Origin of the sequence: Paraburkholderia sp. SIMBA_030, assembly GCF_046535245.1 — a bacterium.
Lineage (GTDB): Bacteria > Pseudomonadota > Gammaproteobacteria > Burkholderiales > Burkholderiaceae > Paraburkholderia.
The window spans coordinates 1-377 of the sequence record NZ_JAWRXB010000138.1; the positions used below are offsets into that span (position 1 = coordinate 1).

General features: G+C 63.1%; 1 protein-coding gene. It reads right to left on the reverse strand.

Annotation, left to right across the window (positions count from 1 at the left end):
* Positions 1-377, reverse strand: a 377-nt coding sequence (locus SB772_RS39365; RefSeq protein WP_410838433.1) for an arginase family protein, incomplete at both ends; no start/stop codon positions are given.

A 377-nucleotide genomic window follows, 5' to 3' on the forward strand; every position in this document is an offset into this window, starting at 1 on the left:
TGCGCGCCAGCGCCCGGTGCGTAAGCCGGATCGATCGCGTCGATATCGAACGAGAGGAAGATATGATCCGCGCCCTGCGTGCGCGCGAGAATGCGTTCGACCGTGGCTGCGGGACCGAGCTTGAGTACCTCGCGCGCCGATAGATGCACGAGGTCGTTATCGTGCTTGAAGCGGCCGGAAGCCGGAAAATTGAAATGTCGCTCGCAAACCTGAATGCACTGGCGCGCGTCGATGCGATCGAGCTCCAGCGCGCGACGCATGCCGCTCGACTGGCTGTAACGGCCTTGCGCCTCGCTCGAATCCATGAGGTCCAGATGCGCGTCGAAGTGCACAATCGCGATCTTGCCCGGCAGTGCGTCGTGCACGCCCTTCGCAAC